Source organism: Pseudomonas sp. CC11G, assembly GCF_056174845.1.
Genome location: NZ_JBWBZC010000024.1, coordinates 72,823 through 95,048 on the forward strand (window position 1 = coordinate 72,823; position 22,226 = coordinate 95,048).

The 22,226-nt window shown below is 59.9% G+C and carries 17 protein-coding genes, 1 rRNA gene and 3 pseudogenes; 13 read left to right on the plus strand and 8 right to left on the minus strand.

What is annotated here, in order from left to right; translation table 11 throughout:
- The first annotated feature begins 20 nt into the window (after nucleotides 1-20).
- The 3 genes from AC0V2S_RS22775 (at nucleotide 21) to AC0V2S_RS22785 (ending at nucleotide 3,288) form a co-directional block, all read left to right on the plus strand.
- A complete protein-coding gene (locus tag AC0V2S_RS22775; RefSeq protein WP_475511696.1) occupies nucleotides 21-818 on the plus strand; it encodes an ABC transporter permease in 798 nt (265 codons plus the stop codon).
- Nucleotides 819-910: 92 nt separating this feature from the next.
- On the plus strand, nucleotides 911-2,347 hold the full coding sequence (locus AC0V2S_RS22780) for an amidohydrolase family protein (protein WP_475511697.1): 1,437 nt from the start codon (nucleotides 911-913) through the stop codon (nucleotides 2,345-2,347).
- Nucleotides 2,344-3,288: a PDR/VanB family oxidoreductase gene (locus AC0V2S_RS22785; RefSeq protein WP_475511698.1), complete on the plus strand. Its 945-nt coding sequence runs from the start codon at nucleotides 2,344-2,346 to the stop codon at nucleotides 3,286-3,288. The genes AC0V2S_RS22780 and AC0V2S_RS22785 overlap by 4 nt, the downstream gene beginning before the upstream one ends.
- Before the next feature lie 278 nt (nucleotides 3,289-3,566).
- Here the strand turns inward: AC0V2S_RS22785 and AC0V2S_RS22790 are convergent, their stop codons facing one another.
- From AC0V2S_RS22790 to AC0V2S_RS22800, 3 genes are all read right to left on the minus strand, one after another.
- Entirely contained in the window at nucleotides 3,567-4,940 is a 1,374-nt protein-coding gene (locus tag AC0V2S_RS22790) for a uracil-xanthine permease family protein (protein ID WP_475511699.1), read from the minus strand.
- A 169-nt stretch (nucleotides 4,941-5,109) separates the two neighbouring features.
- Nucleotides 5,110-5,928, minus strand: coding sequence for an outer membrane protein OmpK (locus tag AC0V2S_RS22795; protein ID WP_475511700.1), 819 nt, complete (start codon nucleotides 5,926-5,928; stop codon nucleotides 5,110-5,112).
- 314 nt (nucleotides 5,929-6,242) lie between these two features.
- On the minus strand, nucleotides 6,243-7,163 hold the full coding sequence (locus AC0V2S_RS22800) for a LysR family transcriptional regulator (protein ID WP_475511701.1): 921 nt from the start codon (nucleotides 7,161-7,163) through the stop codon (nucleotides 6,243-6,245).
- Between the two features lie 185 nt (nucleotides 7,164-7,348).
- Here AC0V2S_RS22800 and aptA point away from each other — a divergent pair, with 185 nt between their 5' ends.
- Genes aptA through AC0V2S_RS22815 form a run of 3 tightly spaced genes read left to right on the plus strand, consistent with a single transcriptional unit; the run spans nucleotide 7,349 to nucleotide 10,535 of the window.
- The gene (gene aptA / locus AC0V2S_RS22805) at nucleotides 7,349-8,695 is read left to right on the plus strand and encodes an omega-aminotransferase AptA (protein ID WP_475511702.1); all 1,347 of its coding nucleotides are present in this window, start codon (nucleotides 7,349-7,351) and stop codon (nucleotides 8,693-8,695) included.
- Nucleotides 8,696-8,699: 4 nt separating this feature from the next.
- Nucleotides 8,700-8,987 carry a cupin domain-containing protein gene (locus tag AC0V2S_RS22810; protein ID WP_475511703.1) on the plus strand — a complete coding sequence of 96 codons (288 nt, stop codon included), beginning with the start codon at nucleotides 8,700-8,702 and terminating at the stop codon, nucleotides 8,985-8,987.
- A 51-nt stretch (nucleotides 8,988-9,038) separates the two neighbouring features.
- A complete protein-coding gene (locus tag AC0V2S_RS22815; RefSeq protein WP_475511704.1) occupies nucleotides 9,039-10,535 on the plus strand; it encodes a CoA-acylating methylmalonate-semialdehyde dehydrogenase in 1,497 nt (498 codons plus the stop codon).
- A 195-nt stretch (nucleotides 10,536-10,730) separates the two neighbouring features.
- Here the strand turns inward: AC0V2S_RS22815 and AC0V2S_RS22820 are convergent, their stop codons facing one another.
- From AC0V2S_RS22820 to AC0V2S_RS22830, 3 genes and pseudogenes are all read right to left on the minus strand, one after another.
- Nucleotides 10,731-11,117 (minus strand): lysozyme inhibitor LprI family protein, encoded by a 387-nt coding sequence (locus tag AC0V2S_RS22820; RefSeq protein ID WP_475511705.1) that lies wholly within the window; start codon nucleotides 11,115-11,117, stop codon nucleotides 10,731-10,733.
- 166 nt (nucleotides 11,118-11,283) lie between these two features.
- Nucleotides 11,284-12,194, minus strand: a pseudogene (gene ppk2, locus AC0V2S_RS22825) (polyphosphate kinase 2).
- A gap of 83 nt (nucleotides 12,195-12,277) precedes the next feature.
- Nucleotides 12,278-13,285: a transporter gene (locus AC0V2S_RS22830; RefSeq protein ID WP_475511706.1), complete on the minus strand. Its 1,008-nt coding sequence runs from the start codon at nucleotides 13,283-13,285 to the stop codon at nucleotides 12,278-12,280.
- Nucleotides 13,286-13,595: 310 nt separating this feature from the next.
- Here AC0V2S_RS22830 and AC0V2S_RS22835 point away from each other — a divergent pair, with 310 nt between their 5' ends.
- From AC0V2S_RS22835 to AC0V2S_RS22850, 4 genes and pseudogenes are all read left to right on the plus strand, one after another.
- A complete protein-coding gene (locus tag AC0V2S_RS22835) occupies nucleotides 13,596-14,363 on the plus strand; it encodes a hypothetical protein (RefSeq protein ID WP_475511707.1) in 768 nt (255 codons plus the stop codon).
- Nucleotides 14,364-14,629: 266 nt separating this feature from the next.
- The gene (locus AC0V2S_RS22840) at nucleotides 14,630-15,688 is read left to right on the plus strand and encodes an isopenicillin N synthase family dioxygenase (RefSeq protein ID WP_475511708.1); all 1,059 of its coding nucleotides are present in this window, start codon (nucleotides 14,630-14,632) and stop codon (nucleotides 15,686-15,688) included.
- Nucleotides 15,685-16,629 (plus strand): hypothetical protein, encoded by a 945-nt coding sequence (locus AC0V2S_RS22845; RefSeq protein ID WP_475511709.1) that lies wholly within the window; start codon nucleotides 15,685-15,687, stop codon nucleotides 16,627-16,629. The genes AC0V2S_RS22840 and AC0V2S_RS22845 overlap by 4 nt, the downstream gene beginning before the upstream one ends.
- Nucleotides 16,630-16,671: 42 nt before the next feature.
- Nucleotides 16,672-17,750 (plus strand): annotated as a pseudogene (locus AC0V2S_RS22850) (putative urea ABC transporter substrate-binding protein).
- A gap of 36 nt (nucleotides 17,751-17,786) precedes the next feature.
- Here the strand turns inward: AC0V2S_RS22850 and AC0V2S_RS22855 are convergent.
- On the minus strand, nucleotides 17,787-18,128 hold the full coding sequence (locus tag AC0V2S_RS22855) for a zinc ribbon domain-containing protein YjdM (protein WP_108098703.1): 342 nt from the start codon (nucleotides 18,126-18,128) through the stop codon (nucleotides 17,787-17,789).
- A 184-nt stretch (nucleotides 18,129-18,312) separates the two neighbouring features.
- On the opposite strand from AC0V2S_RS22855, the pseudogene AC0V2S_RS22860 reads away from it, so the two are divergent.
- Together AC0V2S_RS22860 and AC0V2S_RS22865 are read left to right on the plus strand one after the other, a co-directional pair.
- Nucleotides 18,313-19,216 (plus strand): annotated as a pseudogene (locus AC0V2S_RS22860) (YihY/virulence factor BrkB family protein).
- Nucleotides 19,217-19,300: 84 nt separating this feature from the next.
- On the plus strand, nucleotides 19,301-19,696 hold the full coding sequence (locus AC0V2S_RS22865) for a transcriptional regulator (protein ID WP_475511710.1): 396 nt from the start codon (nucleotides 19,301-19,303) through the stop codon (nucleotides 19,694-19,696).
- A 2-nt stretch (nucleotides 19,697-19,698) separates the two neighbouring features.
- Here AC0V2S_RS22865 and AC0V2S_RS22870 read toward each other — a convergent pair whose 3' ends face one another.
- Nucleotides 19,699-20,178, minus strand: a complete 480-nt coding sequence (locus AC0V2S_RS22870; protein ID WP_475511711.1) for an LEA/WHy family protein — start codon at nucleotides 20,176-20,178, stop codon at nucleotides 19,699-19,701.
- 656 nt (nucleotides 20,179-20,834) lie between these two features.
- On the opposite strand from AC0V2S_RS22870, the gene AC0V2S_RS22875 reads away from it, so the two are divergent.
- Nucleotides 20,835-22,226, plus strand: a 16S ribosomal RNA gene (locus AC0V2S_RS22875); the annotation flags it as partial.

Below are 22,226 nucleotides of genomic sequence, written 5' to 3' on the forward strand. Positions count from 1 at the left end.
GCCATTACGGGAGAAACCCCATGACCCAACAACCCTGGCTCTCCAACCCCACCGTGCAAAACATCCTCGCCCCGGTCCTGGTCGGCGCCGTATTACTCGGCCTCTGGCAACTGCTGTGCGTGGCACTCAAGGTCCCGGTCTATCTGGTGCCGAGCCCCGCCGACATCGGCCGCACGCTGATCACCGACGGCCCGATGCTGCTCGGTGCTCTGTGGGTCACCCTGAAAATCACCTTCCTGTCGTTCGCCCTCGCCGTGGTGCTCGGGGTTCTGGCCGCGTTCCTCTTTGTGCAAAGCCGCATCATCGAAGCCAGCCTGTTTCCCTACGCCATTCTGTTGCAGGTCACCCCGGTGGTCGCCATCGCGCCGCTGATCATTATCTGGTGCAGCAACGCTACGCTGGCGCTGGTGATCTGCGCGACGCTGGTGGCGATTTTCCCGGTAATTTCCAACACCGTGCTGGGCCTGCGCAGCGTCAATCCGGGGCTGCTCAACTTGTTCCGTCTGAACCGCGCGAGCCGCTGGCAAACGCTGGTGCGCTTGCGTATTCCCAGTGCCTTGCCGTACTTCTTTGGCGGGCTGCGAATTGCCAGTGGCCTGGCGTTGATTGGTGCAGTGGTGGCGGAGTTTGTTGCCGGCACGGGCGGCACCGGGGCGGGCCTGGCGTATCAGATTCTGCAGGCTGGCTTTCAGTTGAATATTCCGCGTTTGTTTGCTGCCTTGGTGTTGATTGCCCTGACCGGTGTGCTGCTGTTTAGCCTGATGGCGGCATTGGCCCGGTATAGCCTTGGGCATTGGCATGAGAGTGAGCAGGGCTAAAAGCTCGAGGCTGAAGCCTCTCCTACATGGGAACACCTGACCCTGTGGGAGAGGCTTCAGCCTCGATGATCGAAGATTTTGGAGTGAACTCAATGACTGCCAACACCACCTGGCTGATCCGCAACGCCAACGCCATCCTGACCGGCAAACGCGGCGCTGAGGCCCGCCATGCCGGCCCGGATATCCGCGTGGTCGATGGGCGCATTGCCGCCATCGGCCACCTCGACCCGCAACCCGGCGAGGCACAGATTGATGCCCGCGATTGCGTGGTGTATCCGGCCTGGATCAACACCCATCACCACCTGTTTCAATCGCTGCTCAAGGGCGAGCCCGATGGCTTGAACCAGACGCTTACCCCGTGGCTCGCCGCGACCCCGTATCGCTTTCGCGGCGCTTTCGACGAGCACAGTTTTCGCTTGGCTGCGCGCATCGGTTTGCTGGAATTGGTGCGCTCCGGTTGCGCCACCGTCGCCGACCACCATTACCTGTACTACCCCGGCATGCCGTTCGACAGTGCGGCGATTCTGTTCGAGGAAGCCGACGCCCTGGGCCTGCGGCTTGTGCTCTGCCGTGGCGGCGGCACCCAGACCCGGCAACTGGAAGCAGACCTGCCGCAAGCCCTGCGCCCGGAAAAACTGGATGCCTACCTGGCCGATGTCGAACGCCTGACCGCGCTGTACCACGACCCGGCCGGCGATGCTTTGCGACGTATTGTCATGGCGCCGACCACCACCCTGCATTCCACCACGCCGGCCGAACTGCGCGAGACCGCTCAGGTGGCGCGCAAGCTTGGGTTGCGCATGCACAGTCACCTTTCCGAAACCGTGGATTATCTGGACGCCGCCAAAGCCAAGTTCGGCATGACCCCGGTGCAGTTCTGCGCCGAGCAGGACTGGCTCGGCCCGGACGTCTGGTTCGCCCATCTGGTGAAACTGCTGCCTGAAGAAATCCAGCTGCTCGGCCAGACCGGCACCGGCATTGCCCATTGCCCGCAAAGCAACGGGCGCCTGGGCAGCGGCATCGCCAACCTGCCGGAGCTCGAAGCCGCCGGCGTGCCGATCTCCATTGGTGTCGACGGCGCTGCCTCCAACGAGGCCGCCGATATGCTCTCCGAAACCCACGCCGCCTGGCTGTTGCAGCGGGCGCGCAAAGGCGAATTGGCCCAGCCCAAATATGCCGGAGGCCAGTTCGAGGGCGGCGCTGACGCGGCCAGTATCGAAGACGTGGTGCGTTGGGGTACGGCCGGTGGCGCGCAGGTATTGGGCCTGACTGATCTGGGCACCATCGAGGTCGGCAAGGCCGCCGATATCGCCATCTACCGCCTCGACGATCCACGCTATTTCGGCCTGCACGATATGGCCATCGGACCAGTTGCCAGTGGTGGCCGCGCCAACTTGCGCGCCTTGCTGGTGGGCGGCCGCCGCGTAGTGGCCGATGACCAGGTGCCCGGGCTGGACCTGATGGAGCTGAGCCGTCAGGCCAGCGCCGCCGTGCTGGAATTGCAGCGCCGTGCCGGAGTCCGTCGATGAGCTGGGTAGAAATGAAAACCCGCGGTCTGCGCGAAGAAGCCGAAGGCATTCTTGCCGTCGAACTGTGCATGGCCGACGCCAGCCCGTTGCCCTTCAGCTGGGAGCCCGGCGCCCATGTGGATGTGCAAATGGGCAGCGGCGTGGTGCGCCAGTATTCGCTGACCAACCTGGCCGATGAAGGCTGCGTGCGCTTGGCGATCAAACATGCCGACGACTCACGCGGCGGCTCGCGCTGGTTGCATCAGCAATTGCGCGTGGGCGACCGCCTGCGCGTGAGCGCGCCGCGTAATTTGTTTCCCTTGCAGCCGGGCACTGGGCCGGTGGTTTTGGTGGCGGCGGGGATTGGCGTAACGCCGTTGTTGGCCATGTACCGCCAATGCCGCGCCCGGCAGCGGCCGGTGCAGTTGCTGTATTTCGCGCGCAGTGCGGCGCATAGCGCGTTTATCGAGCAGCTGCGTCATGACCCGGCAGTAAGTCTGATCACTGGATTAGCTGCTGCCGAGGTGGGCACTTATCTCGATCAACATCTGCCCGCGTGGCAGGCCGACAGTCAGCTCTACACCTGTGGTCCGGATGGGTTTATGAGCAGCGTGCAACGGTTGGCGGGCCAGCGCGGCTGGCCGGTGAGTGCGTTGTTTCAGGAGCACTTTCAGGCGCCAGTGGTGAGCGACTCGCAAGCGGCGGAGCTGGTGCTGGCGCGCAGCGGGAAATGTGTGACGGTGCAGGCTGGGGAAACGTTGGTGGCAGCGGCGGAGCGGGTCGGCGTAAGCATTCCGACGTCGTGCGGGATGGGGATGTGCGGAGCGTGTATGACCGCTGTGGTTAGCGGTGAGATTGAGCACCGTGATCAGTATCTGAGCGATGCCGAACGGGCCAGTGGGCAGTGGATCATGCCGTGTGTGTCGGGGTGTGCTGGGGGGAGGTTGGAGCTGGATGTGTAGGTTGGGTTGAGCCAACGGCGAAGCCCAACGATATACAAGACTCCAAGTGCTCGGCGCTATCAGACACTACGTGCAATTTCTGCGCGGTCTGTTTGATAGCGAGTAGAGGCAGGCCTTTGTGTAGCGTTGGGCTTCGCTGCGCTCAACCCAACCTACGCCACTTCGAGATTCTGGATCCCAGCCTTCGCTGGGATGACGGTGAGCTTCGAAATATCTCCGTCGTCCCAGCGCAGGCTGGGACCCAGGTGCCTCGTAGGTGGCAGGAATCGCTAGGGGCTTTACTCGGTCACTCCCTCTGCCACCACCTCAACACGCTTCTCTTCCGGCAACACCAAATTAAGAATGATGGCGGTCAACCCACCGCTGGTAATCGCCGAATCAAACAGGTTCTGCACGAGCTTTGGCATCAGGTGCAGCAACGTCGGTTGCGACGCAATGCCCAGGCCCACCCCAAACGACGCGGCCATGATCAGCATGCTGCGACGGTCCAACGAACTCTGCGCCAGGATGCGCACGCCAGCAGCGGCCACGCTACCGAACATCACCAACGTGGCGCCGCCCAGTACCGGTTTCGGAATCTGTTGCAGTACGGCGCCCAGCAGCGGGAACAGGCCCAACGCAAACAGCACCACGCCGATATACAAACCCACGTAACGACTGGCCACGCCGGTCATTTGAATCACGCCGTTGTTCTGCGCAAAGGTGGTGTTGGGGAATGCGCTGAAGGTGGCTGCGATCAGGCAGCTGACGCCGTCGCCCAATACGCCACCTTTCAAACGAGCCAGGTAGCGCGGGCCTTCGATGGGTTCACGCGACAGCATGCTGTTGGCGGTCAGATCGCCCACGGTTTCGATGGTGCTGATCACGTAGATCAGCGCCACCGGAATGAACGCGGTCCAGTCGAAGGCGAAGCCGAATTTGAACGGAATCGGCAAGCTGATCAGCGGCAGATCCGGCAACGGTTGGGGCACCAGCTTGCCGGTAAACCAGGCGGCGATGCTGCCGACGGCCAGGCCGATGATGATGGCCGACAGGCGCACCCATGGGCGGCTGGAGCGGTTCAGGGCGATGATGGTCAGCAGCACCAGGGCACCGAGGCCGAGGTTGCCGGGGGCGCCGAAGTCCGGGGCGTTGAAGCCACCGCCGAGGTCAGTGACGCCGACCTTGATCAGGCTGACGCCGATCAGGGTGATGACGATGCCGGTCACCAACGGAGTGATCACGCGGCGCAGCTGGCCGAGCATACGGCTCAAGACGATCTGCACGAAGGCGCCGAAAAAGCACACGCCGAAAATCATCGCCAGAATGTCTTCCGGGCTACCGCCGCGGCTCTTTACCAGAAAGCCAGCCGACAGAATCGCGCCGAGAAACGCGAAGCTGGTGCCCTGCAGGCAGATCATGCCGGCACCAATGCCGAACGGGCGGCGCGCCTGAATAAACGTACCCACGCCAGACACCATCAAGGCCATGCTGATCAGGTACGGCAAGTGGGCGGCCAGGCCCAGCACCGAGCCGATTACCAGCGGCGGGGTGATGATGCCGACGAAGCTGGCCAGCATATGTTGCAACGCGGCGAAGAACGCCGGCACGGGCGCGGGGCGGTCTTCAAGGCCGTAGATCAGGTCGGTGTTGCTGTCGGATTCGGGCTGCATGTCACGGTCTCAGCAAGGGAGTTTTGTTGGCCCTGTGGTCAATCAGGGCTACAGAATTCTGTGTCGCTAAAAAATGCCCATTGCGCACGGGGCGGCAATGGGCAAAGAAGGAGGTATTCGTGAAGCGGTGAAGCGAGCACCTGCACCAACATGCAGGTGCCGGTGCGACTTACAGGTGCACTTTGATGATGGCGTTGATCGCGCTCTGGTTGGTGCCGCGCAGAATGTCGTCGCCCAGGAAGCTGTCGTTGTCGATGGCGTACTTGTTCTTCCAGTAGTCGTATTCCACACCCACGTACACGTGTTTCACGCCGGTCCAGCCCATGGCTTTGCCCAGGTCATACTTGATCTGTGGGTTGAAGTGCAGGTTGGCGTGCAGGTCGTTCGGGCGGCTGCTGGTGGCGTCTTTGTTGTTCCATACCCAGTCCATGTAGCCGTCGATCAGGATGTCGGAGCTGCCAACTGGAATGGTGTAGGACCACACCGGGGTAACCTGCCACTGGCCGGACGGGTTCTTGGTGATGCCGTCGGGTTTGCGGTAGTAGAAGTTCAGCTGGAAGTAGTCGAAGCCAGGCAGGTTGAAGTCGAACGCTGGGCCGAGCAGGTAGTTCTGGTTGCGGTTTTCACCACGCTCGTAGGTGCCGGCCAGCAGCACGTCTTTCAGCGGACCGAATTCGATTTTCTGATCGAAGATCTTGCTGAACGACAAACGCGGGGTGACTTCGCCGTAGTAGGTGTTTTTGCCGGCGTTGGAGTCTTCGGTGCCGTTGTAGTTGATCTGGTCGAAGAAGACGAACAGGTCACCGAAGGTCCAGCCGCTAGCGTGTTCGAACGACAGGGTTTGCTGAATGGCCGGGTTGACCTTGAAGTCACGGCCGTACAAGTAAGTGGCGCTGTTGTCTTGCCAGATCAGTGGACCATCGGCTTGAGCGGCGCTCGCGCCCAACAACAGACTGCCGGCGACCAGCAAGGATGAGACTTTGTTCATGTGTGCTCCCAGGAAGGCATCGATCTCAAGTTGGGGAAACGACGGTGCGCGTTACGCTTCCTACAACCTGTTTCTGTTTTAGTTTTCCTGGCCACTTGGTCAGGTGCACTCGTCTTTGCAAGTTTCTGTCCAAGTGATCAGTTTCGCCGAAAATTCTTTCGCAAAAATTGTGCGCAATCTGCGAAAGCCTTGTGTCGGCGGGTGCATACACTCGCTGCAAGAACAGTGGCGGGCAAGCCTTGGGGATGACCGGTTGGTCGAATATGGGCGGGCTGCATCGTCGTGGAGCCCGCCTTGCACTGAAGCGGGGCGCCTCAGGTGGTGGCGGCGAGCGCTTCCAGAAAACTCTCCAGCACCAGGTGCGGGCGCCGGCCTTTGCGGGTGACCGAGGCCAGGCTCAGGTCATAAAAGCGGCTTGTAGGCTTGAGTGCACGCAGGCGGCCCTGCTGCACCCAGAAGCTGGCGTAGTGGTCCGGCAGGTAGCCGATATAGCGCCCCGTGAGAATCAGGAACGCCATGCCTTCACGGTCGGAGGCACTGGCGGTGGCTTTCAGCACCTGGTACTGCGCCTGGATGTCCGGCGGCAAACGGAAGGTGGGGGCGATGGCGTCCTGCACATTCAGGCGTTCGTCACTGAGTTGGTCGTCGGCGGCATAAAACAGCGGGTGGCCCACGGCGCAGTACAGCAGGGAGCGTTCGTCATACAGCGGCTGGTATTCCAGGCCGGACAAGGTCGTGGCCTGCGGCACCACGCCCACATGCAGGCGGCCGTCGAGCACGCCTTGCTCCACTTCGCTGGGCGGCGTCATGCGGATTTGAATGTGCACATCCGGGCCGCGTTCTTTCAATTGGGCCAGGGCGTTGGTGATGCGCATATGGGGCAGGGTGACCAGGTTGTCGGTGAGGCCGATATTCAGCTCTCCGCGCAAATGCTGGTGCAGGCCGTTGACCTCGGTGCGAAAACTTTCCAGTGCACTTAATAGCTGCAACGACGACTGATACACCTCGCGGCCTTCTTCGGTCAGCGCAAAGCCGGCCCGCCCGCGCTGGCACAGGCGCAACCCCAGGCGTTGCTCCAAGTCGCTCATCTGCTGGCTAATGGCCGAGCGGCCGATGCCCAGCACACTTTCAGCGGCAGAAAAGCCGCCGCACTCCACCACGCTGCGAAAGATGCGCAGCAGGCGGATATCAAAGTCACTGACTTGCGCGAGAGGGTCGGGGCGACGGGTGCTCATAGTTTAGTAAAAGCCAATCTGAAAATTAGAAGAATCGGGTTTTTCAGACTTTATGCCCATGGCACCTTTGCTCGCAAGCAGAACCAACACTTGCGTAGGAGCCAGCTTGCTGGCGAATGGTGTTTGCAGGGTTCGCGAGCAAGCTCGCTCCTACGAGCAAAATAATGAATCTTCCGAGGCCTCTAATGAACATGCCGCACACCGCCGAACCGTCCTTGGCCAGCCAGCTCAAGCTGGACGCGCACTGGATGCCTTTTACCGCCAACCGCAGCTTCCAGCGTGATCCACGGTTTATCGTGTCCGCCGAAGGCAGCTGGCTGGTGGACGACCAGGGCCGCAAGATCTACGACAGCCTGTCGGGTCTGTGGACCTGCGGTGCCGGTCACTCGCGCAAGGAAATTGCCGAAGCCGTGGGTAAACAACTGGGCACGTTGGACTATTCCCCAGGCTTCCAGCACGGCCACGCGCTGTCGTTCAAGCTGGCCGAAGAAATGGTCGACCTGATGCCTGGCGACCTCAAACACGTGTTCTTCACTGGCTCGGGCTCCGAAAGCGCCGACACCTCGGTGAAAATGGCCAAGGCCTACTGGCGCCTGAAAGGCCAGGCGAGCAAGACCAAATTCATCGGCCGTGCCCGTGGTTACCACGGTGTGAACATCGCCGGCACCAGCCTGGGTGGCATTGGCGGCAACCGTAAAATGTACGGCCAGCTGATGGACGTGGATCATCTGCCGCACACCCTGCAACCGGGCCTGGCCTTCACCGAAGGCGCTGCACAAACCGGCGGCGTGGAATTGGCCAACGAACTGCTGAAACTGATCGAACTGCACGACGCCTCCAACATCGCTGCCGTGATCGTCGAGCCGATGTCCGGTTCGGCCGGTGTGATCGTGCCGCCGGTTGGCTACCTGCAGCGTCTGCGTGAAATCTGCACCCAGCACAACATCCTGCTGATTTTCGACGAAGTGATCACCGCCTTCGGCCGCATGGGCAAGTGGACCGGCGCCGAATACTTCGGTGTAACCCCGGACATCATGAACGTGGCCAAGCAGATCACTAACGGTGCCGTACCGCTTGGCGCCGTGATCGCCAGCCGCGAGATCTACCAGACCTTTATGAACCAGCCGTCGCCTGAGCATATGGTCGAGTTCACCCACGGCTACACCTACTCGGCCCACCCGGTAGCGTGCGCCGCTGGCCTGGCGTCGCTGGAAATTCTGAAGCGCGAAAACCTGGTGCAGCAATCTGCTGAACTGGCGCCGCACTTCGCCAAGCTGCTGCACGGCGTAAAAGGCGCCAAGCACATCGTCGACATCCGCAACTGCGGCCTGGCCGGCGCAATTCAACTGGCGCCGCGTGATGGCGACCCGGTAATCCGCCCTTACGAGGCCGGTATCAAACTGTGGAAAGCCGGTTTCTACGTGCGCTTTGGTGGCGACACCCTGCAGTTCGGGCCAACCTTCAATGCCAAGGTCGAAGACCTGGACCGCGTTTTCTCCGCCGTGGGCGATGCCCTCAACAGCGTGGACTAAACCGATGAGCCAACGCGTGCAAGCCGTGCCCACCGTGCAGGTGGATAACGACGAGGTGATCGTCACCGAGTGGCGTTTTTCCCCCGGCAGTGAAACCGGCAAGCACCTGCATGGCTACGACTATGTCGTGGTGCCGATGACCGACGGCCTGCTGCTGTTGGAAACCCCGGAGGGCGAGAAACACGCGCCCCTGGTGGCAGGCCAGGCGTACTTTCGCAAGGCTGGCGTTGAACACAATGTGATCAACGCCAGCGACCACGAAATCGTCTTCATCGAGACCGAAATCAAGTAAGCCCCCCGGCGCGGGTTTCCCGCGGCCAAGAATTCGATAAGGGAGTTTTGTATGAGCACCATCCAGCATTTGATCAACGGCGAGTTCGTGACCGACACCGGTCGTACTGCCGACGTGTACAACCCGTCTACCGGCGAAGCGATCCATAAAGTGCCGTTGGCCAGCCGCGCCACCGTGCAGCAAGCCATCGACGCCGGCAAAGCCGCGTTCCCGGCCTGGCGCAACACCCCACCGGCCAAACGCGCCCAGGTGATGTTCCGCTTCAAACAACTGCTGGAACAGAACGAAGCCAAAATCTCGCAGATGATCAGCGAAGAGCACGGCAAAACCCTGGAAGACGCTGCCGGTGAACTGAAGCGCGGTATCGAGAACGTCGAGTACGCCTGCGCCGCCCCGGAAATTCTGAAAGGCGAATACAGCCGTAACGTGGGCCCGAACATCGACGCCTGGAGCGACTTCCAGCCTGTGGGCGTGGTAGCCGGTATCACCCCGTTCAACTTCCCGGCCATGGTGCCGTTGTGGATGTACCCGCTGGCCATCGTGTGCGGCAACTGCTTTATCCTCAAGCCGTCCGAGCGTGACCCAAGCTCCACCCTGTATATCGCTGAACTGCTGAACCAGGCCGGCCTGCCAAAAGGCGTGCTGAACGTGGTGCACGGCGACAAGGAAGCGGTAGACGCGCTGATCGAAGCGCCGGAAGTCAAAGCCCTGAGCTTCGTGGGTTCGACCCCGATTGCCGAATACATCTACTCCGAAGGCACCAAGCGCGGCAAACGCGTTCAGGCTCTGGGCGGCGCGAAAAACCACGCCGTGCTGATGCCCGATGCCGATCTGGACAACGCCGTCAGCGCCCTGATGGGTGCCGCGTACGGTTCGTGCGGCGAGCGTTGCATGGCCATCTCGGTAGCCGTGTGTGTAGGCGACCAGATCGCCGACGCGCTGGTCGACAAGATCGTGCCGCAAATCAAGGCACTGAAAATCGGTGCCGGCACCTCGTGCGGCCTGGACATGGGCCCACTGGTTACCGCTGCGGCGCGTGACAAAGTGGCTGGCTACATCGACGCCGGCGTTGCCGCTGGTGCCTCGCTGCTGGTGGATGGTCGCAACCTGAAAGTGGCCGGCAACGAAGACGGCTTCTTCCTCGGCGGCAGCCTGTTCGACAACGTCAAAACAGACATGACCATCTACACCGACGAAATCTTCGGCCCGGTTCTGTGCATCGTGCGTGTCGGCAGCCTGGAAGAAGCCATGCAGCTGATCAACGACCACGAATACGGCAACGGCACCTGCATCTTCACCCGTGACGGTGAAGCGGCGCGTCTGTTCTGCGACGAGATCGAAGTGGGCATGGTGGGTGTGAACGTACCGTTGCCAGTGCCGGTTTCCTACCACAGCTTCGGCGGCTGGAAACGCTCGCTGTTCGGCGACCTGCACGCCTACGGCCCGGACGGCGTGCGCTTCTACACCCGCCGCAAAGCCATCACCCAACGTTGGCCACAACGCGCTTCCCACGAAGCCGCTCAGTTCGCTTTCCCAAGCAATAGCTAAGCAGCGTTAGCGGTACAAAAAGGCCAGTCGCGAGACTGGCCTTTTTTATTGCGCCGATCAAAAGCATCGAGGCTGAAGCCTCTCCTACAGAAAATGAGGTCACTTGTGGGAGAGGAGGGCGGCTTAAAGGCAAGGCTAAGTGTGGTTCTGTGAAATCAGACTAGTCGGCGACTACTGGCGTTTGCCGGGCGAGCGTCACTGCTGCGTTTCAGGCAACACAACCGCACATGGCGTTTCTGCCTCACTGCAGCGCAGGTAGTGCTGCAACGCACGAGCGCGCGCTTCGGTCATGGCCTGGATGCAGTCCTTGTAGTTATCGGTATGGGTGGCGGGATGCTCGTCGGTGGCGGCGTACTCGCACTCAGCATCGCGAAAGGCCCGCCAGGCGCGCTGGCTGTTGATCAGCCGCTTGCGGCGCTGATCGTGGTCGTGCCAATGCGTCTTGAGCTGCTGGTACGCCGTTTCCAATTGTTGGGTCGCGACTTCCAGAGCCGTCGGGGGGCAGTTGGCGCTCGGGCACGGCGTCGCCGACGCCGTGGTGGCGAGCAGGCAGAGCACGCAGATTAATGCCAGGCGTTGCACTATCGAGGCTCCTGATCAGGGGTGTCAGCCAAGCATAGGCGCTGTGTGCGTGCAGGGTTCGTCCTTTGGTCTTGGGGCGTTTTTCTTCGGGCAAAAAAACCGCCCCTCGAAGGGGCGGTAATACGCGGGGAGCGCGGGTTGAAACGGTTGGCGGCCAAGCAGCCGATCAGTACGCCTGCGGCACGATAATGTCGCTGGGCGTGGGGTTGCGCACGTAGTCTTCGTGGCGCTTGCGCTGCGGCAGTTCCACTTGCGGGTGTTGCACTTCTTCGTAGGGCATCTGGCTTAGCAGGTGATGGATGCAGTTGAGGCGGGCCTTTTCTTGTCGTCGGCCTGCACCACCCACCACGGTGCTTCTTTGATATGGGTGCGCTCGAGCATGATTTCCTTGGCCTTGGTGTAGGCCTCCCAACGACTGCGGGATTCCAGGTCCATGGGGCTGAGTTTCCATTGCTTGAGCGGGTCGTGAATGCGCGCCAGAAAGCGCAGGTGCTGCTCGCTGTCGGAGATGGAGAACCAGTACTTGATCAGCTGAATGCCGGAGCGGGCGAGCATGCGTTCGAACTCGGGCACGCTGCGGAAGAATTCTTCGTACTGCTCGTCGTTGCAAAAGCCCATCACCCGCTCGACGCCGGCGCGGTTGTACCAGCTGCGGTCAAATAGCACGATTTCACCGGCGGCCGGCAGATGCGATACGTAGCGTTGGAAGTACCACTGGGTTTGTTCGCGGTCGTTCGGCGCGGGTAGGGCGGCGACGCGGCATACGCGTGGGTTCAAGCGCTGGGTGATGCGCTTGATCACGCCACCTTTGCCGGCGGCATCGCGACCTTCGAACAGAATCACCACCTTGGCGCCGGTTTTCACCACCCAGCTTTGCAGCTTCACCAACTCACCCTGCAGGCGAAACAGTTCGCTGAAGTAGTGTTTGCGGGCGCGCTTGGCTTCGCTGTCGTCGGGGCGACCCTGAAACAGTTCGTCGAGGTCGTGGCCGTCTTCGAGCAGTTCCAGCTCAAGCTCTTCGTCGCCGTGGTCTTGCAGCTCGCGGTGGATGCGCTGCAGCAACTGGTCGTTGGTCATCGGTGCACCTTGTGGGCGGTGGAGTGGCGATTAGGGGGCGGACTAGCCGATGCTAGAACGCGGCTGTGGCAAGTGCATGACAGTCAGTAGTCGCTGCGTTTGCGAAAGGCCCAGCGGCCGGCCAGGACGGTAAAGCTGGCCACCAGCGCCACCAGAATCCAGAAGCCTTCGGCGTCGTCGGCCAGCGGAATGCCGCCGACGTTCATGCCGAAAAAGCCGGCGATGATATTGATGGGCAGGGCCAGCACCGTGACCACCGTGAGGGTGAACAGGGTGCGGTTACTTTGCTCGTTGAGCTGGGCGACGATTTCTTCCTGCAGCAGCTTGATGCGCTCGCCGAGAGCCGTGAGGTCGCTGATCACCAGGGTGAACTCTTCGGTGGCCTCGCGCAGTTCCTGCACGTCGTCCTCGTGCAACCACTCGGGCGGCCGGTTAAGCAGGCGCATCAGCGAGCTGGGCTCCAGGGCCAGCAGACGTTGCAGGCGAACCAGCACGCGGCGCTTGGTGCCGAGGTCGGCGCGGTTGTCGTTGAGGCGCGAGGCGAGCAGCTGGTCTTCGATGCGGTCCACGCTGATGCTGGTTTCACGCACGATGCCGGTGAGCACGTCGCCTTGGTCGCGCAGCAGGTGAATAAGCAGTTCCAGCGGCGAGCGGAATTGTTCGCCACGCTTTACCGAGGAGCGCAGCTTGTCCACCGAGCGCAACGGTTGCAGGCGAGCGCTGACCAATAGGCGGCCGCGCGCACAAACCCACAGGGTGGAGATGTCGGTGGAGACCATGTCGAAGTTGAACACCACGTCGTTGACCACCGCCAACAGCGCTGCGTCCACGTGTTCCAGGCGCGTGGAGCGCGAGCCTTCGCGCAGGCTTTCGAAGAAGTTTTCCGGCAGGTCGAGGTTGGCCATCATCCAGCGCTCGCACGCGGCGTGGGCCAGGTTCAGGTGCAGCCAGACAAATTCGCCATTGTCGCTGGGGGCCTTGAGCCAGTGCAGCGCGGTGGCGGAGTCGATTTCTTCGCCGCGCTCACCGGGGCGAAAACGAAAGCCATAGAGCAGACCGAACAGGTCTGGCACTTCAATGCTGTGGTTCATGCCGGCTCGCTGCTAAACGGGGAAGATCGGTAACCGGCGGAGGTTAGCGCCTGTGCTGGGCGGCCGGTCAGACGTGCAGCTTGCGCAGCTTTTATGACCAATTGATGACTAAACCAAGTCGCCTGCGCGAGGGCCGGGTCTCGCGTTCCAGGGCGCTGCGCAACCTCTGCGCGACTTGCTGGTCAGACTTCGAGGCACGGGCATCTACGCGGTGCCTGAAAATTAATCTGGCGCGGCATTTTTATTGCTAGCGTTAAGCGAGTTGCACTGCACAGCCTCTGAACGGATGACTGTACGACGCATGGATTGGATGACCCTGCTTGCCACTGCCACCGGGCGATGCACCTGGCCGCGAACCGCGTTCGGCGTTCGGCGCGGCGTGTGGTTGTTGCTGGCGCTGAGCCTCGGTGGCTGCGCCAGCCATCAAGACCATGACTCGATCCTCGGCAATAAAAGCGCGGTGAAGCCGAGCGAGTTCTTCCAGACCCACACCGACCGCATGGCCACCATCGGCATGCGCAATAACCTCAACACCCTCTACCGGCTGATGGACAAGCTCTACCGGCGCAACCCGCGCGAGTGGCACAAAACCGGTTTGCCTACCATTGAAGAGGCCGAGAAGCAGGTGCAACTGGCCATCGAGCAGAACCGCCCGTTGCCGGCACTTGGTGGGCGCAAAGATGTGGCGGCGCTGAGTTACACCTTGAGCGTGGACTATCAGGGGGACCGGGTGGGCGGGTTTATCTATGCCCTGGGCAGCATGCTGATCACCGCCCATGGCGGGCGCACCGAGTTCTATATGACCGACGAACTCGACCCGCAATTTATCCACAACGCGGCGCGCAATATCGAAAAAGCCACCTGGCTGCTGGCCAGCCGCAACGACCTCAAAGGCAACCCGTGGCTGCTTTCCAACGAGCTGTCGCCGGATGTGCGCAACCTGAGTTTTGCCGTGGAGTTCGGCAAGATTGTCGCGCGGCTGGATTTGCTCACCGATGTGCTGGATGAGCGTTATCGGCGGTTGGGGGTGAGTTATGCACAGGGGTTGTTGTTTATGAATTTCTTGCCGGTGCAGTAATTCCTGTGGTCACGTTCGTGACGACGCACGATGCCCAACGGCGGATAACGCTGCGCAATATTCGCCCTACGATGGGGCGACGTTTCCGCTTTGATACGCGAGCTACCCCGAAATAGACGGCCTCCAGCGCTCTGGCACGCAAATCGCTTCTGCAACTGCGCCCTTGTTCGAGGGCACATCTCTTCCGGGACGACCCGGGGTGGCAGCTGCCATCGCTCAATCTGGACGACCAGGTAACGTTTTGATTTTTTAATCAGGAGGTTGCTGTGGCGTCAGACCTTGGCAAACCCAATTCCCATACCGCGTTTAAAACCTTGCCGCTGGTGGATATCAGCGGCCTGTATGCCGACGACCTTGCCGTGCGCCAACACACGGCCGAGCAGCTGGGCCAGGCCGCACGCGATGCCGGCTTTCTCTATATCACCGGGCATGACGTGCCGCAGGCGTTGATCAATGGCCTGGTCAATCGCAGTCGTGCGTATTTCGAGCAGCCGCTAGCAGCGAAGATGGCTGATTACATTGGTCTGTCGAGCAACCACAGCGGCTATGTGCCCGAGGGTGAGGAGCAGTTTGTCGAGGGCACGGTGGATCACAAGGAAGCCTACGACGTTGGCTTTGATCTGCAGCAAATGGAGCGGCGCCGGCCCATGCTCGGGGCAAATAAGTGGCCCGTGTTTCCCGGCTTCAAAGACGATATCAAGGCGTACTACGACGCGGCGTTGGCGGTCAGCAATCGGCTGTTCCGCGGCTTCGCCCTCGCGTTGGGGCTGGCCGAAGATGCGTTCACCCGAAACATTACGACGCCGCCCAGCCAGCTGCGCCTGATCCATTACCCGTATAACCCCGATGCGCCGGTTGATCGTCCCGGCATCGGCGCCCACACCGACTACGAGTGCTTCACCATTCTGCTGCCCACCGCACCGGGCTTGCAGGTGTTGAACGGCGCCGGCGAATGGATTGAGGTGCCGCTGGTACCGGGGGCGTTCGTGATCAATATCGGCGACATGATGGAGGTGCTCAGCAACGGTGCCTTTGTCGCCACATCCCATCGAGTACGCAAAGTGGCCGAAGAGCGCTATGCGTTTCCACTGTTCTGCGCCTGCGATTACGACACGCTGATTGAACCGGTCGCCAGCTTGCTCGAGCCAGGCGGCCAAAGCCGCTACACGCCAGTGCGCTGCGGTGAACACCTGTATGCACAAACCCTGCAAACCTTCAGCTATCTGAAAAAACGCCTGGCCAGCGGCGAGCTGCAATTGCCCGACGGCGCCAAAGGGTTGTCTTCATTCGGCTACCAGAACACTGCTGCGGAGCAACGCCCATGACCCTCGCCGAACTGCTTGCCCAACACGCCCGCCGCCCGCAGCAGGGCGTGCCGGAATGGATGTTGGGTTACTACAAACGCCGCGCCATCAGCTTTGCCAATGGCGATACCGACCTCGATACCCATGTGTGCTGGCTGCAAAGCCGTACCTTCACCATCGACCTGCGTTTGCCGCTGGAAAACCGGCAAGTGCCGGCCAAGGCGCTGACCGATTACAGCGCCGATGAGCTACAGGTATTGGCCAACTACGAAGGCTGGGAAGCGCTAAGTGAGTGGCGCGAGCCCATGCTCAGTTGGCACAGCGACACGTCGCTGCAACTGCATAACCGCTGGCCGGAACCCGCCGAGCTCAAGCGTTTTGGCAACTGCATGATCGAGTTCGCGCCCAGTGGCGCCTATGTCGAGGACTGGCGTTTGCAGCCTTCCGCGCCCGGCCCGTTGATTGGCTTGCGGATGCTGGAGGAGCGCGAGGTGGTTAGCGGTGTGGTGCGCCATCGCGGCGGCGGGCTGATTGTTTGCGGCGACTACGCGGCGCTGGTGCTGGGGCGTGCCGAGCTGCTGAGCGTGCCGGCCGATACGCAGTTGCGTGAGTTGGTGGCGGCGGCGGTGGGCGATGCCTCGCAGCTGGCGCGGCTGTTCAATTTTGAAACCTCGGTTGCCCAGGGCTCGTTGGCCGACGGGTTCACGGTGAACCTTTCCACTCAGCCCGCGCGGGTAGGGCAGAGCCTGCTGGCGCTGGATGGCTTTGAATATCTGCCGGCAGATGACCTGGTGCGCCAAACCTTCGAGGTCGACGGCATCGCTTGCGAGCGTTTGTTCACCATTGACACCTTGGAAGTGGAGCTGCCCTTCGCCCAGGCCACCGGCTTTACCCCAGCGGCGGCTGCTTGGTTCGAGCGCGAGTCGCCGACCCTGAACCGTTACACCCAGCCGCTGTGCTGACTGAACAAAAAATCACCATTAGCCAATGCCCATGAGGTGTTTATGAAGCGTGCATCACTCGTACAAAAACTCGCACTGGTCGGCCTGGCCACCTTTTGCCTGGCCGCCAACATCAGCGCGGCGGAAAAGAAAGACAGCTTCAAGGTGGCCTGGTCCATCTATTCCGGTTGGATGCCGTGGGGCTATGCGGCCGAGAAAGGCATTGTGGATAAGTGGGCGAAAAAGTACGGGATCAAGATCGAGATCGTGCAGCTCAATGACTATATAGAGTCGATCAACCAATACGCGGCGGGCGCCTTCGATGCCTGCGGCATGACCAATATGGATGCGTTGACCATTCCCGCGGCCAACGGTGTGGACACCACCGGCCTTATTCTGGGTGACTACTCCACGGTAACGACGCCATCGTGCTGAAGAACGGTGCGACCTTTGCCGACATCAAGGGGCAGCAGGTGAATCTGGTGGAACTGTCGGTATCCCACTACTTGCTGGCGCGGGCCCTGGATATTCATGGGTTGGCTGAGCGTGATGTGACGGTGATGAACACGTCAGACGCCGATGCCGTGGCTTCCTTTATGACGCCGGACGTAACCGCCGCTGCGTTGTGGAATCCGCAGCTGAGCATGGTGATGAAACAGTCGCCGACGGCCAAGGAAGTGTTTACCTCCAAGGAAATTCCCGGCGAGATCATCGACATGATGGCGGTGAACAGCGCGACGTTGGCGGCCAACCCGGCGCTGGGTAAAGCGCTGGTCGGCGCCTGGTTCGAAACCTTGCAGCTGATGCAGCAAGACAACGAGGAAGGTAAAGCGGCGCGCACCTTTATGGCTGAGCACTCGGGCACTGATCTGGCTGGCTACGATTCGCAGCTGACCAAAACCGAACTTTTCTATACGCCGGTAACGGCCTACACCTTTGCCAATGCGTCGACCACGCTGAGCGCCACGATGGACAAGGTGCGTAACTTCTCGTTCGAGAAGGGGCTGTTGGGTGAAGGCGCGGCAAATGCCGACAAGGTCGGGATGCAGTTCCCGGATGGCTCGACGCTGGGTGACAGCACGAACATCAAACTGCGGTTTGATTCGAGCTACGTGAAGTTGGCAATGGAAGGGAAGCTGTAAGCGGGGAATCGGGCCGGCTCTCGCCGGCCCGTGGATTCAGACTTTCTTGACGAATTCGGACTTGAGTTTCATCGGCCCGATGCCGTCGATTTTGCAGTCGATGTCGTGATCGCCGTCGCACAGGCGGATGTTCTTCACCTTGGTGCCGACTTTCACCACCAGCGACGTGCCTTTGACCTTGAGGTCTTTGATCACGCTGACCGAATCGCCGTCTTGCAGCACATTGCCCACGGCATCCTTGATCACCTTGTCGCCTTCGCCAGCATCGGCCGCTGCGGTGGCCGACCACTCGTGGGCGCATTCCGGGCAGACCAGTTGCTGGCCATCTTCATAGGTGAATTCGGAATTGCATTTCGGGCAGGGTGGCAACGTGCTCACGGGGACCTCGGGTTCAGACCGGTAAAAAGGCCGCATAGTGTATAGGGTTTTTTCCCGGCTTTTAGCCGCAACTGCCGAGTGCTGCAGATATTAGACGAACCGAATCGAAGGCCATGGGCTCAAAACTCAGGGTGTCGGGCGATTTCGCTTACATCAAGGGCATTTAGCGAACGGGGGAGCGAGTATGTTTTTGCCGGATCTGCGGGGTGTTTCCTTCACGGAAATCATCAAGTGCACGGTGGTCGACTTCGTCGACGACGAGCTGCCGACCTACGCTTCGGCGCTGGCTTTCCAGTTGTTCTTTTCCCTATTTCCCTTTTTGCTGTTTCTGATCGCCATCATCAGCGTGCTCGACATCGAGCCGTTTTTTGATTGGTTGCGTCAGCAGGCAGAGCTTGTGCTGCCGCAGGCGGCGATGGAACTGGTGAATCCGGCCATCACCAATCTGCAAACGCAAAAAGCTGGCTTGTTCTCTTTCGGTATTCTCGTGGCGCTGTGGACGGCGTCTGCCGCTGTGCGCTCGACCATGCAGGCGATGAATCAGGTGTATGGGGTGGAGGAGGGGCGGCCGGCGTGGAAGCGCATTCCGTTGTCGGTCATCTACATCATCGGTGTAGCGGTATTACTGCTGATGGCGGCAGGGTTGATGGTGGTCGGCCCGCAGGCGATGAACTGGTTGGCGCATCAAGTGGGCCTTGAGCAGATCGTAGTGGTGCTGTGGAATTGGCTGCGCTGGCCGGTGGCCGTGTTTATGTTGGTAGCGGTGGTGGCTGCGTGTATTACCTGGCGCGGACGTGAAGCAGGAGTTTCGGTTTATTACGCCAGGTTCGATTGTGGCGGTGGTGGGCTGGATTGCCGCGTCCCTGGGGTTTGGCTATTACGCGCAGAACTTCGCCAACTACAACGCCACGTACGGCAGCATCGGCGCGATCATCATCTTTCTCTTCTATCTATATCTGTCCTCGGCGGTGTTGCTGTTTGGCGCCGAGCTGAATGCAGTGATCGAACACCATGCGCGGGACGGCAAGTCGCCCGGTGAGAAGGTCGCCGATGAGGGCGTGCCGGCGAAACAACCTGAACGGGCCTAGATGAGGCCGGTCACAACCTATGAAGGATGAGCCCGTGGCCTGTTGGCGCGCGGCATCACTAACAGTCCGTTGGAGGTTGAGAACATGGCTACCTATAACTGGGACCTGATTGAACGTCTGCTTCACGAAGTGCAGAACGGCGCCTACAAACCGTTCAAGCCGCGTGAGTACGCTGCCGAATTTGCCGCCGACCAGACCGCTGAAGGCGTACAGATGGATAAGGTGGATTCGCTGAAGGTAGAGGCTTGCGACTACGAGGCGCTGCTACTTAAGGAAGGGTTTATCGAGCCGCGTCCTGAAGAGGAGGGCGGCAATGGCGAGAACTTCGTCCTGACGCTGCGTGGCTCCAGTCTGTTGAGCCTGCTGGACAGCAGCATTCCTGGCAGCGAACACCCGCGCGAAGTGCTCGACGAAAAAGGCGAAGCCGCGCTGCAGCCGGAAGTGTTCGATGAGTTGGCCAAGCAGGCGGCGATCGCCTAAGGCTACTGCTGCGGCAGGGTTAGTTCGCCGCTATCGGTAAAGCGCGCCGCTCCCCACAATCCGCCGCCCAGCTTGCCGTTCAATTCATACGGCACGGCGGTATGGTGGGCGGAGGGCGCGCTGGCCGCTACGCCCCACGCTTGGCGTAGCACCGAAAAGGCGGAGATGGTGATGGGCACGTTGATGACCTTTTCACCGTAACGCGGTACTTCTCCGCTTTCATCACTGACACCGGTGGCTAGAGGGCGGTTGTTTACGCGCAACTCCAAAGCGATGCCGTTGTAACGGATGGCAGTGTCATTCGGGTTTTGTACCCGCAGCTTTACTGCGAAGCGCGCTTCCATTTCCTGGCTGGGGAGTGGCTCCAGACCGACCAGGTCGACGTACACATCATCTCTCGACCCAAACAACGTGCAGGCGCTGAGGCTTGAAAGCAGCAGCAAGCCCGTGAATGTGCGGGTGGCGCGCGGAAATAGCGTCATGGCGGCGTCCTTATAAAGCGGGAAGTACGCCTTCTATATATAGAGGCATTGCGTAAGAGCCGTTTGCGGCACGCTCGTTCGGTATTTAGTGGCCTCTAATCGTTTATTTCAGAATCATTTCAATAATAGCTTGACGGTTTTCGTGGGTGCTTATAATGCGCACCACTTCCGGCGCGGAAGGCTCTTAAAACTTCAAGTTAATCAATGAGTTAGCTGAAAATTAAGGGTTGCAAAGCGTGCGATCTGAGATCGTAGAATGCGTCGGGCTGACAAGATTGAGTTTTAGTCTTGTTGGCCGATCGTTAAGTTGATCGAAAGCGGTTTAAAGAGGGTGTTGACAGCGGTTTGAAACGCTGTAGAATTCGCCTCCCGCTGACGAGAGACTGAAGTTGATCGGAGGCGCAAGCGGTTGAGTTTGAAAAGAAATTTTCGAAATCGCTTGACGGAATAAGAGGCTGCTGTAGAATGCGCGCCTCGGTTGAGACGAAAGAATCAACCAAGTTCTTAACAAACTGAATCAAGCAATTCGTGTGGTGCTTGTGAGGTAAGACTGATAGTCACTAGATTGTCAGCATCACAAGTAACACTCGTTAATTTGAGAGTTTTTTGCGATTGCTGAGCCAAGTTTAGGATTTTTACAAAATCCGATTATGTTTGAACTGAAGAGTTTGATCATGGCTCAGATTGAACGCTGGCGGCAGGCCTAACACATGCAAGTCGAGCGGATGAGAGGAGCTTGCTCCTTGATTCAGCGGCGGACGGGTGAGTAAGCCTAGGAATCTGCCTATTAGTGGGGGACAAACGTTTCGAAAGGAACGCTAATACCGCATACGTCCTACGGGAGAAAGCAGGGGACCTTCGGGCCTTGCGCTAATAGATGAGCCTAGGTCGGATTAGCTAGTTGGTGAGGTAATGGCTCACCAAGGCGACGATCCGTAACTGGTCTGAGAGGATGATCAGTCACACTGGAACTGAGACACGGTCCAGACACTCCTACGGGAGGCAGCAGTGGGGAATATTGGACAATGGGCGAAAGCCTGATCCAGCCATGCCGCGTGTGTGAAGAAGGTCTTCGGATTGTAAAGCACTTTAAGTTGGGAGGAAGGGCAGTAAGCGAATACCTTGCTGTTTTGACGTTACCGACAGAATAAGCACCGCGGCTAACTCTGTGCCAGCAGCCGCGGTAATACAGAGGGTGCAAGCGTTAATCGGAATTACTGGGCGTAAAGCGCGCGTAGGTGGTTCGTTAAGTTGGATGTGAAATCCCCGGGCTCAACCTGGGAACTGCATTCAAAACTGTCGAGCTAGAGTATGGTAGAGGGTGGTGGAATTTCCTGTGTAGCGGTGAAATGCGTAGATATAGGAAGGAACACCAGTGGCGAAGGCGACCACCTGGACTGATACGACACTGGTGCGAAAGCGTGGGGAGCAACAGGATTAGATACCCTGGTAGTCACGCCCGTAAACGATGTCGACTAGCGTTGGGAGCCTTGAGCTCTTAGTGGCGCAGCTAACGCATTAAGTCGACCGCCTGGGGAGTACGGCCGCAAGTTTAAAACTCAAATGAATTGACGGGGGCCGCCAAGCGGTGGAGCATGTGGTTAATTCGAAGCAACGCGAAGAACCTACCTGGCCTTGACATGCTGAGAACTTTCCAGAGATGGATTGGTGCCTTCGGGAACTCAGACACAGGTGCTGCATGGCTGTCGTCAGCTCGTGTCGTGAGATGTTGGGTTAAGTCCCGTAACGAGCGCAACACCTTGTCCTTAGTTACCAGCACGTTATGGTGGACACTCTAAGGAGACTGCCGGTGACAAACCGGAGGAAGGTGGGGATGACGTCAAGTCATCATGGCCCTTAGGCCAGGGCTACACACGTGCTACAATGGTCGGTACAAAGGGTTGCCAAGCCGCGAGGTGGAGCTAATCAAATAAAAACCGATCGTAGTCCGGATCGCATGTCTGCAACTCGACTGCGTGAAGTCGGAATCGCTAGTAATCGTGAATCAGAATGTCACGGTGAATACGTTCCCGGCCTTGTACACACCG

Coding starts and splice junctions, on each gene's coding strand:
- AC0V2S_RS22870 (WP_475511711.1), bottom strand. CDS start 20,178: ATGACGCTATTTCCGCGCGCCACCCGCACATTCACGGGCTTGCTGCTG.
- AC0V2S_RS22810 (WP_475511703.1), top strand. CDS start 8,700: ATGAGCCAACGCGTGCAAGCCGTGCCCACCGTGCAGGTGGATAACGAC.
- AC0V2S_RS22785 (WP_475511698.1), top strand. CDS start 2,344: ATGAGCTGGGTAGAAATGAAAACCCGCGGTCTGCGCGAAGAAGCCGAA.
- AC0V2S_RS22775 (WP_475511696.1), top strand. CDS start 21: ATGACCCAACAACCCTGGCTCTCCAACCCCACCGTGCAAAACATCCTC.
- AC0V2S_RS22830 (WP_475511706.1), bottom strand. CDS start 13,285: ATGAACCACAGCATTGAAGTGCCAGACCTGTTCGGTCTGCTCTATGGC.
- AC0V2S_RS22835 (WP_475511707.1), top strand. CDS start 13,596: ATGACCCTGCTTGCCACTGCCACCGGGCGATGCACCTGGCCGCGAACC.
- AC0V2S_RS22800 (WP_475511701.1), bottom strand. CDS start 7,163: ATGAGCACCCGTCGCCCCGACCCTCTCGCGCAAGTCAGTGACTTTGAT.
- AC0V2S_RS22815 (WP_475511704.1), top strand. CDS start 9,039: ATGAGCACCATCCAGCATTTGATCAACGGCGAGTTCGTGACCGACACC.
- AC0V2S_RS22795 (WP_475511700.1), bottom strand. CDS start 5,928: ATGAACAAAGTCTCATCCTTGCTGGTCGCCGGCAGTCTGTTGTTGGGC.
- aptA (WP_475511702.1), top strand. CDS start 7,349: ATGAACATGCCGCACACCGCCGAACCGTCCTTGGCCAGCCAGCTCAAG.
- AC0V2S_RS22780 (WP_475511697.1), top strand. CDS start 911: ATGACTGCCAACACCACCTGGCTGATCCGCAACGCCAACGCCATCCTG.
- AC0V2S_RS22865 (WP_475511710.1), top strand. CDS start 19,301: ATGGCTACCTATAACTGGGACCTGATTGAACGTCTGCTTCACGAAGTG.
- AC0V2S_RS22790 (WP_475511699.1), bottom strand. CDS start 4,940: ATGCAGCCCGAATCCGACAGCAACACCGACCTGATCTACGGCCTTGAA.
- AC0V2S_RS22845 (WP_475511709.1), top strand. CDS start 15,685: ATGACCCTCGCCGAACTGCTTGCCCAACACGCCCGCCGCCCGCAGCAG.